A 9,197-nucleotide genomic window follows, 5' to 3' on the forward strand; every position below is an offset into this window, starting at 1 on the left:
TTCTATAAGTTAAATCACCAATTTTACCCGGCATTCTTTTTCCTTGTATATCATAAATAGCTCTTACCCATAATACACCAAGCATTGGAACTACAATAAAAGTTAATTTATTAAATTCCCAAGCTTTTGAAAAATCCAAATGTATGAAGTGCATCACTCCTTTTGTTAATCCGCATGCATAACATTCCATACCAGCTAACTGAACAGATAAACACACACTTTCTCCTTTATCAAAAGTTGTAACAGGAAAAAACAATAACACAATTGGAGCTAAAATAGTGACAATATTTGACGTGTAGAAAAATAATTTAGAAAACATTTTTATTACAATTTTTTAGAATAACTTCCATTTTTTGGTTGTAAATCATCTGTTGCAATTCTAATAATATCAATTAATGTCCAAATACCGCAAAATCCAAAAGTAAGTAATTGAACAACACCTTGCCAAGTGTATCCTAAATAAAATCTGTGAATTCCATTTACCCCTACCAAAAAAAACAATGTTAATCCTAAAGCAATAACTTGACTTTTACCGTCACCAGCAATTGCAGGAGAAGATAATTCGTCTTCTTGGTTTTCAACAACTACAGTTGTGTTTGTGTTGTTAGGAGTAGTTCTTTGAACTGGGAACGATGCATAAGTAGCTGTTAGCGTTCCAACCATCAGCATTAAAGCTGATAAAAATAATTTGATTTTCATAAAAAAAAAGTTTTAGATTTACACAAAAATAATAATTTAACCCAATCTGCAATGAAAAACTTAAAATATTTTTCAATTTTATTTCCACTATTTTTCTTAACTAGTTATGCTCAAGTTAATTATGAATTTTATGGTGCTTTAAAATTAAACGGAAATGATAAAACCATCATCACATACCGATTAGTTTTCACAGAGCAAAATGGTAAAATTACTGGTTATTCCGTTACTGATTTAGATGGTGCGCACGAAACTAAGAACGTAATTAGTGGCTCTTATGACAAATCTAAAAAGCAATTTTCATTTCAAGAAAAAGAAATACTATATACAAAATCTACATTTGATGAAAATTCATTTTGCTTTGTAAATTTTTCTGGAAAAGTAAAATTAGTTGAAAACACCAGTAAATTAGAAGGTGCTTTCAAAGGTTTATTTAATAACAAAACCAAATGTATTGACGGAACAATGTCTTTAATTGGTAGTAATAAAATTTATAATTTAGTAAATAAAGTAAATAAGAAATTACAAAGTTCTAAAAAAATAGATGCTAAAACCAAAAGCGAATCCAACCCAATTAAACTTATTGACAGTTTAAAAATTAACAAATTAAGTACAAATCAAAATTTAAATGTATTTTGGGAATCTAGTATTTTAAAATTAGATATTTGGGACAACGGTCAAGAAGATGGCGATATTATAAACGTATATCATAACAATAAATTGATTTTATCTGAATACTCAGTTACCAATAAAAAGAAAACGATTACTATCACTTTAATTGGCAAAAATGATGTTTTCAAAATTGTAGCTGTAAACGAAGGAAAAATAAAACCCAATACCGCAAAATTAGAACTTCACGATAAAAATAGAAGTTTTGAATTGCTAGCCACATTAAATAAAGAGGAAGAAGCGTCCATAACAATCGTAAAAAAACCTGCTAATTAGCAGGTTTTTTTTGTGATTTATTCTAAGTATTAAAATGCATATCCGATACCAAATCCGAAATTAGGTAAAGTACCACTAGCTTTTAGCGTTGAAAATAAACCGTCCTCGTTTTTGTAAGTAAATTTATTGTAAGCAATTCCTACGTTTAAATCTATCGACAATCCACTATCCCAAATCCATTGGTAACCTCCTTTTGCACCAACTTTTAAGGCACCAAAATTAGTTTCATTAGAAGTTCCAGTTGTAATAGCACCAGTACTACTAATTGAAAATGAATTTTCAAGTTTAACTTTTCCAGAATTGTATCCAGCTTGTGCGCCAGCATAAAATCCTTGTAATGCTTCATTAAAGTAATAACGATATTGTAATTCACCCCCAAGATTAGAATATTTAGCATCTCCAATTTTGAATCCACCAATACCACCTCCAACTACAAAAGAGCTATTATCACCTAATTTGTGCTCAAAACTTACTAAATCTGTACCTCCCAAAATTGATAATGGATTTACTTTTACAATGTTTTCTTGTGCATTTGTTGCAACAAAACCAAAAACTGCAACTGCAGTTAATAATACTTTTTTCATAATTGTTTTTTTTTTAAGTTAAATTTTTTCAAATATATAAAAATTATTTCTTCAAAAAAAAAATTATTTCTTCAAAAATGGCAATTTAACCACTTTAGCTTTTATATCTTTATTTCTAATTCTAATAAAAATTTCAGAATCTGGTGTGGCTAATGCTGTTGGAACATATCCCATTCCTATAGCAATTCCTAGACTTGGCGATTGCGTTCCAGAAGTTACAATTCCTACTACATTTCCATTAGCATCTGCAATTTCATAATCATGACGTGGAATGCCTCTATCAATCATTTCAAAACCAACTAATTTTTTAGAAACACCAGCTTCTTTTTGTTTTTTCAAGTTTTCTGAATTGGTAAATTCTTTTTCAAATTTAGTAATCCAACCCAAACCAGCTTCTAACGGAGAGGTAGTATCATTAATATCATTTCCGTATAAACAGAAACCCATTTCTAATCGTAAAGTATCACGAGCAGCTAAACCAATTGGTTTAATACCGAAAGGGGCACCCGCTTCAAAAACTTTTGCCCAAATAGTAATGGCGTCTTCGTTTTTAAAATAAATTTCAAATCCACCAGAACCCGTATAGCCTGTAGCAGAAACAATAACATCTTGCTTTCCTGCAAATTCACCAATTTGGAACGTATAATATCCCATATTCACTAAATCTATTGAAGTCAAACTTTGCATCGCTTCAGCAGCTTTTGGTCCTTGAATGGCTAATAAAGAATACCCATCCGAAAGGTTTTTCATCTCCACACCTAAATCATTGTGTGATGAAATCCAATTCCAATCTTTTTCGATATTAGACGCATTTACTACCAACATATACTGATTGTCTGCAATTTTATAAACAATTAAATCATCAACAATTCCACCTTCATTATTTGGTAAACAAGAATATTGTGCTTTTCCATCTACTAATTTTGAAGCATCATTAGAGGTTACTTTCTGAATTAACGCCAATGCATTTTCACCTTTTAAGAAAAATTCTCCCATATGTGAAACATCAAATACGCCAACTCCAGTTCTTACCGTTTCGTGTTCTGCGTTTACTCCTTCATATTGAACAGGCATATTGTAACCTGCAAACGGAACCATTTTTGCTCCTAAACTTTCGTGAATAGCTGTTAATGCTGTATTTTTCATTGTACGGTTTTATAAAATTTAAAGTTGCTAATGTATTGAAAATTCTTAAAAAAATAAAGCCAAAAACCCATAAATAGTAAGAAATTCACAAAATATTGTTTTAATACTGAAAATAGTTGCAATTTAGAATTTGTTTGTAGAATTTTGACAGCTAAAACAAAATCAAATGCATTACATCGATTCATCAGTACTTACTATAGAAAAAGTTAGAGAAATTATTTTTGAAGGAAAAAAATTAGCCCTTTCAGAAGAAGCTATCTCAAAAATTGAAAGATGCAGAACGTATTTAGATGAAAAAATGGCTGCAAACGATACAGCTATTTACGGAATTAACACTGGTTTTGGTTCGTTATATAACATTAAAATTTCGACAGAAAATTTAACCAAACTTCAAGAAAACTTAATGAAATCTCACGCTTGTGGCACTGGTGACGAAGTACCTCACGAGATTGTAAAGATAATGTTATTATTAAAAATTCAATCTTTGAGTTACGGACATTCAGGTGTGCAATTAGTAACCGTCAACCGATTAATTGATTTTTACAATAATGAAATTTTACCTGTAGTTTACACACAAGGTTCATTAGGAGCAAGTGGCGATTTATCACCTTTAGCTCATATGTGTTTGCCATTAATTAATGAAGGTGAAGTACATTACGACGGATTCCGTCAACCAGCGCATAAAGTATTAGAAAAGTTAAACTTATCTCCTATTACATTAAAATCTAAAGAAGGTTTGGCTTTATTAAACGGAACACAATTTATGAGTGCTTATGGTGTGTACAATTTAATTCAGGCCGATAAATTAGCCCATTTAGCAAACATTGTTTCGGCAGTTTCTTTAGAAGGTTTTGATGGAAGAAAAGAGCCTTTTAACGAATTAATACATTTAGTACGACCACATAATGGGCAACTAGCAACCGCAGCGCATATGTTAGAATTATTAGATGATAGTGAAATTATTGCACAACCTAAAAAACATGTGCAAGACCCTTATTCTTTTAGATGTATTCCGCAAGTGCATGGTGCTTCTAAAGATGTAATTGACCATGTAAAAAAAATATTTACTACCGAAATTAATTCGGTTACAGACAATCCAAATATTTTTGTAGGTGAAGATGAAATTATTTCTGGCGGCAATTTTCACGGACAACCTTTAGCGATGGCTTTAGATTATTTAGGAATTGCTTTGGCAGAATTAGGAAGCATTTCAGAAAGAAGAACCTACCAATTAATTTCTGGATTAAGAGAATTGCCTGCGTTTTTAGTTAGTAATCCCGGATTAAATTCTGGATTTATGATTCCACAATATACCGCGGCTAGTATTGTTAGTCAGAACAAACAATTAGCAACTCCTGCAAGCATAGACAGCATTGTATCAAGCAACGGACAAGAAGACCATGTAAGCATGGGAGCAAATGCCGCTACAAAAACCTTAAAAATTGTGGAGAATTTAGAGCGTATTTTAGCTATAGAATTATTCAACGCTTCGCAAGCTATAGAATTTAGAAGACCTTTAAAATCGAGTGATTTCATTGAAATGTTTGTAAAAACGTATCGTGAAGAAGTACCTTTAGTTACAGAAGACAGAATATTACATTACGATATTGAAAAATCAATTCAGTTTTTGAAGAGTTTTCAGGTGGAAGTTTAACATTACCAAACCTGACAGGTTTCAAAAACCTGTCAGGTTTATTAATACCAACCATATAAATAGTTTTAAAGCTTTATTTATCAATACTCTATCTATCATTTTGTAAGATTAGGAATTTAATTCCTAATCTGCAAATTTACAAATAAACAAGATAGAATATTACATTACGATATTGAAAAATCAATTCAGTTTTTGAAGAGTTTTCAAGTGGAAATAAATTAATCCTTATTTCGTTTCGGTCTTTTCACTAATTCTCCTTGACAATTTGGACAAACATTTGCCATTTCTGTAGCGCACATTTCACAAAATGTACATTCATAACTGCAAATACAAGCTTCTGAATGCATATTTAAAGAAACAGTGCATTTCTCGCAAGAGGATTTGTATTCCAACGCCATTATTTATTTTTATTTTTAAGCAAATAAATCATTATCATAGCGCCAAAAATAACCTCTAAAACCAATCTAAAACTTATAATTAAAGTGGCGCCTGGCCATTTCATAATTTTGAATAAGGCACCTATGGCTACAACGAAACTACAGCCAATAATTATAAGTAGTAATTTACTGAAATTGTTTTGCATTTTTATTTAAAGTTTTTTTCAATTGCCTTTATCATTTCTCCTGCAATATCTTTTTGAGTGGCGCCTTCAATACCTTCTAATCCTGGAGAAGAATTTACTTCTAATAATAAAGGTCCTTTAGACGAACGAATAATATCTACACCAGCCACTTTTAGATTCATAGCTTTGGTAGCTTTTATAGCAATTCTTTTTTCATCAGCGGTTACTTTCACAATAGAAGCTGTTCCGCCTAAATGAATGTTGGCGCGAAATTCACCTGGCGCCGCTTCTCGTTGCATGGCTGCCACCACTTTTCCGTCTACTACAAATAGGCGCAAATCTTTTCCGTTAGCTTCTTTAATGAATTCTTGTACTAAGATATTAGCATTCAGGCTTTTAAAGGCATTAATAACTGATTCCGCAGCTTTTTTCGTTTCAGCTAAAACCACTCCTTTTCCTTGCGTTCCTTCAAGTAATTTCACAATTAATGGCGAACCACCAACCATTTTTATTAAATCGTCTGTATCTAAAGGCGAATTGGCAAATCCTGTAGTTGGAATATCTACTTCGTTGTTTAACAACAATTGAAGTGAAAATAATTTATCTCTCGATTGTGTTATGGCCGCAGCATTGTTTAAAGCATATACTTTTAGTGCCTCAAATTGTCTGGTTAACGCACATCCGTAATAGGTCATACTTGGACGAATACGAGGAATTATGGCATCAAAATCTTTTAAAACCAAACCGCCACGATAATGAATTTCTGGATTTGACGCACTCAACTTCATATAACAATACTTGATGTTTAAAAAATGCATTTCGTGTCCACGCATTTCTCCGGCTTCAATAATGCGTCGGTTACTATACAAATCTGGATTACTAGCTAGCAAACCTATTTTTAATCCTTTTTTCTCAGGTTCATTATAATAATATTCTTTTAAATTTTCAGTGGTTGGTTGTCCTAATTCAAACTTTTTTTCAGGATCTACAATCAATCTTCCAACCATTGCTTCTCTTCCTAAAAGCATCCTGAAACCCATTGAATCTCTATTAGTTAGCGTAACTTCAACTTGCCAATTATGACTACCTAATCCTACTTCTGTTCGAATAACATATCTTTTTTCTCGAGTTCCGTTCGAGCTTTTTACAATTCTTTGGTCAATTAATTGTGCTTCACAATGTATAATTGATTTTGAATTATTTTGGATTGGATTGATATCAAATTTCAACCATTCTTCTCCGTTTTTATCAAATAATTTAATATTAATAGCGTGTAAGGCAGATGTTTTGGCACCAGAATCGACACGAGCTTTTATTGCTGGAATTCCTAATTGAGGAAACGAGCACCATTCTTCACTACCAATTAATGTTTTATCTTGCATTTGAGAATAATTTAAAATCTAATGTACTATTATTTTTAATTCAACACGATATCTTATCGTTATTTTTTTGGAAAGATATTGTCTTCCTTTTTAACATCTGCCATCAAATCACTTGGATCAATAACTACTGATTTTACAGCGCCATTATCAGTATTAGTTTCAAAGGTATATCTTGGTATTGCCCAATCCCATCCTAACAAAACGTTTCTTTTTAATTTATATGGATTTGGTTTTTCCCATCGCATTAAAGTATTTGGAATATAAAAATATTCTTTAGTTCCGTTTTCAAATTCAACAATCACATCAATTGGCATAGGCATTCTTCCTTTTCTTTCTAAAACAATGGTGTTTTTTTCTACCGATTTAATGGCGTAGTCAATCGTATTTATAGTTTGTGTCCATTCGTTTAAATACCAATCTAAATTGGCTCCCGAAATTTTCTCAGCAGTTCGCTTAATATCATTTGGCGTTGGATGTGTAAATTTATAATCAGCATAATATTTTTTAATTGTATTGTCCAAATTTTCTTGTCCAATAATATAAACCAATTGTGCTAAAAATATTTCACCTTTGCTATAAGCCCCAATTCCGTATGATTGATTAAAATCGTATCTATCCGCGTGAGTAGTTAATGGTTGTTCTTTACCTGAATTGGCTAAAAAAACATAGTTTTTATACGAATCCGAAAACGGACTTTCTGGTTCTTTTGGAGGCACTATTTCATTCATTGCTAAATCAGATATGTAAGAAGTAAAGCCTTCATCCATCCAACAATGCTTCGATTCGTTTGTAGCTAAAATATGTTGAAACCAACTATGTGCAAATTCATGAGCGGTTACACCAACTAAACTTTCATAGCTTCTATTTCCAGTAATTAAGGTACACATGGCATATTCCATACCGCCATCTCCACCTTGAATTACGGAATACTGTTTGTACGGATATTGTCCTACATTTTTATTGAAATAGGCTAATAATTCAGCAGTTTTAGGTTGCAATTTTTTCCAATTCTCAATATTTTCTTTCTTATTTTTATAGAAAAAGTGTAATTCCGTTTCGTTTTCACCTATAATTTTATCGTGAATGTATTCTGGATCTGCTCCCCATGCAAAATCATGCACATTTGGTGCAATGAAATGCCAAGTTAACATTTTAGTTTTCTTTGGATAAGTAACAACAACACCTGCATCTTCATACCCTTTTCCAATTTCATTTTTATTTTGAAGATAACCCGAGCTTCCGATGGTATAGTCTTTGTTAATAGTAATTTTTACGTCGAAATTTCCCCAAACACCATGAAATTCTCTAGAAATATAAGTATCTGCATGCCATCCTTCAAAATCATATTCTGCCATTTTAGGATACCATTGCGTCATGGAAAGCGCCACATTTTCTTCTGAATTTCTTCCCGAACGACGAATTTGTAAAGGTACTTGCCCATCAAAATCTAAAGTGAAATTCGATGAGGATTTTGGTAAAATAGCTTGTGGCAAAGTAACCTCTAAAATAGTTCCTACTACTCTAGTTTGTGCTTCAACACCATTTTGTTTGCAATTTGACACTACTAAATATCCAATTTCATTTGGTTTTAATGTGCTGATTTTACTTTCTTTAATTTCTTTATTATCCTTTATGAATTTTCGAACCATGCGTTTGTCTGGGTCTGTAATTGTTTGCAACCTTATATCCATTGCACTTCCTGGCTGAAAAGCGTTCGGATACAAATGAAAGAAGACTTTCTTTAACGTATCAGTTGAATTATTTGTGTATACTAATTCTTGATTTCCTTTATATTGGTAATTTTTTACATCCATATTGACATTCATTTTATAATCAACATGTTGTTGCCAATACCCTGAATTTGGATTGTTTTGTGCGATGGCAATCACAGTAAATAGTATAAAAAATGGGTTAAATATATTTTTCATATGAGTATAAATTTATTGTTGTTATTAGTACTTATTTCAAAAGGTTTGTTACAAGTTAAATTGGATGTTAAAAAATATCTTCACATCTAAATACTTCTTTTAATCTTACTCCTTTCTCTGTTTTTTCAACAGTGATAATTTGATTATGAGCATCGTGTTCTAAAAACAAATAGTAATTATTTTCTGCAGCTGCATTCATAAATTTTGCTTTTTCATCCAAAGTTAAAAGCGGTCTGGTATCATATCCCATAACATACGGAACAGGAATATGTCCGGCTGTTGCTAATAAATCAGCACAAA

General features: G+C 31.6%; 10 protein-coding genes and 1 pseudogene. 2 read left to right on the top strand and 9 right to left on the bottom strand.

The annotated features are described in order from the left end of the window. A partial coding sequence (locus ACIQ2I_RS06060; RefSeq protein ID WP_396181542.1) for a DUF2752 domain-containing protein occupies nt 1-319 on the bottom strand: 319 nt, incomplete at its 3' end. 5 nt (nt 320-324) lie between these two features. After that, nucleotides 325-699 (bottom strand): TM2 domain-containing protein, encoded by a 375-nt coding sequence (locus tag ACIQ2I_RS06065; RefSeq protein WP_396181543.1) that lies wholly within the window; start codon nt 697-699, stop codon nt 325-327. Nucleotides 700-750: 51 nt separating this feature from the next. Between ACIQ2I_RS06065 and ACIQ2I_RS06070 the strand changes: the two genes are divergently transcribed. Beyond that, on the top strand, nt 751-1,641 hold the full coding sequence (locus ACIQ2I_RS06070; protein ID WP_396181544.1) for a hypothetical protein: 891 nt from the start codon (nt 751-753) through the stop codon (nt 1,639-1,641). A 29-nt stretch (nt 1,642-1,670) separates the two neighbouring features. On the opposite strand, the gene ACIQ2I_RS06075 is transcribed toward ACIQ2I_RS06070, so the two are convergent. Both ACIQ2I_RS06075 and gcvT read right to left on the bottom strand, forming a co-directional pair. Further along, a complete protein-coding gene (locus ACIQ2I_RS06075; RefSeq protein ID WP_396181545.1) occupies nt 1,671-2,225 on the bottom strand; it encodes a DUF3575 domain-containing protein in 555 nt (184 codons plus the stop codon). Between the two features lie 63 nt (nt 2,226-2,288). Beyond that, a complete protein-coding gene (gcvT, locus tag ACIQ2I_RS06080) occupies nt 2,289-3,371 on the bottom strand; it encodes a glycine cleavage system aminomethyltransferase GcvT (protein WP_396181546.1) in 1,083 nt (360 codons plus the stop codon). A gap of 166 nt (nt 3,372-3,537) precedes the next feature. On the opposite strand from gcvT, the gene hutH reads away from it, so the two are divergent. Next, nucleotides 3,538-5,025, top strand: coding sequence for a histidine ammonia-lyase (gene hutH / locus ACIQ2I_RS06085; RefSeq protein ID WP_396181547.1), 1,488 nt, complete (start codon nt 3,538-3,540; stop codon nt 5,023-5,025). Nucleotides 5,026-5,243: 218 nt separating this feature from the next. Here the strand turns inward: hutH and ACIQ2I_RS06090 are convergent, their stop codons facing one another. The 5 genes and pseudogenes from ACIQ2I_RS06090 to ACIQ2I_RS06110 form a co-directional block, all read right to left on the bottom strand. After that, nucleotides 5,244-5,423, bottom strand: a complete 180-nt coding sequence (locus ACIQ2I_RS06090) for a DUF1272 domain-containing protein (protein WP_396181548.1) — start codon at nt 5,421-5,423, stop codon at nt 5,244-5,246. Continuing rightward, entirely contained in the window at nt 5,423-5,608 is a 186-nt protein-coding gene (locus ACIQ2I_RS06095; protein ID WP_396181549.1) for a hypothetical protein, read from the bottom strand. The genes ACIQ2I_RS06090 and ACIQ2I_RS06095 overlap by 1 nt, the downstream gene beginning before the upstream one ends. Nucleotides 5,609-5,610: 2 nt before the next feature. Further along, on the bottom strand, nt 5,611-6,969 hold the full coding sequence (gene rimK, locus ACIQ2I_RS06100) for a 30S ribosomal protein S6--L-glutamate ligase (protein WP_396181550.1): 1,359 nt from the start codon (nt 6,967-6,969) through the stop codon (nt 5,611-5,613). 59 nt (nt 6,970-7,028) lie between these two features. Then, the gene (locus ACIQ2I_RS06105) at nt 7,029-8,897 is read right to left on the bottom strand and encodes a M1 family metallopeptidase (protein ID WP_396181551.1); all 1,869 of its coding nucleotides are present in this window, start codon (nt 8,895-8,897) and stop codon (nt 7,029-7,031) included. Between the two features lie 67 nt (nt 8,898-8,964). Beyond that, a pseudogene (locus ACIQ2I_RS06110) lies at nt 8,965-9,197 on the bottom strand (MBL fold metallo-hydrolase); the annotation flags it as partial.

Origin of the sequence: Flavobacterium sp. (assembly GCF_044368995.1) — a bacterium.
Classification (GTDB): Bacteria; Bacteroidota; Bacteroidia; order Flavobacteriales; family Flavobacteriaceae; genus Flavobacterium.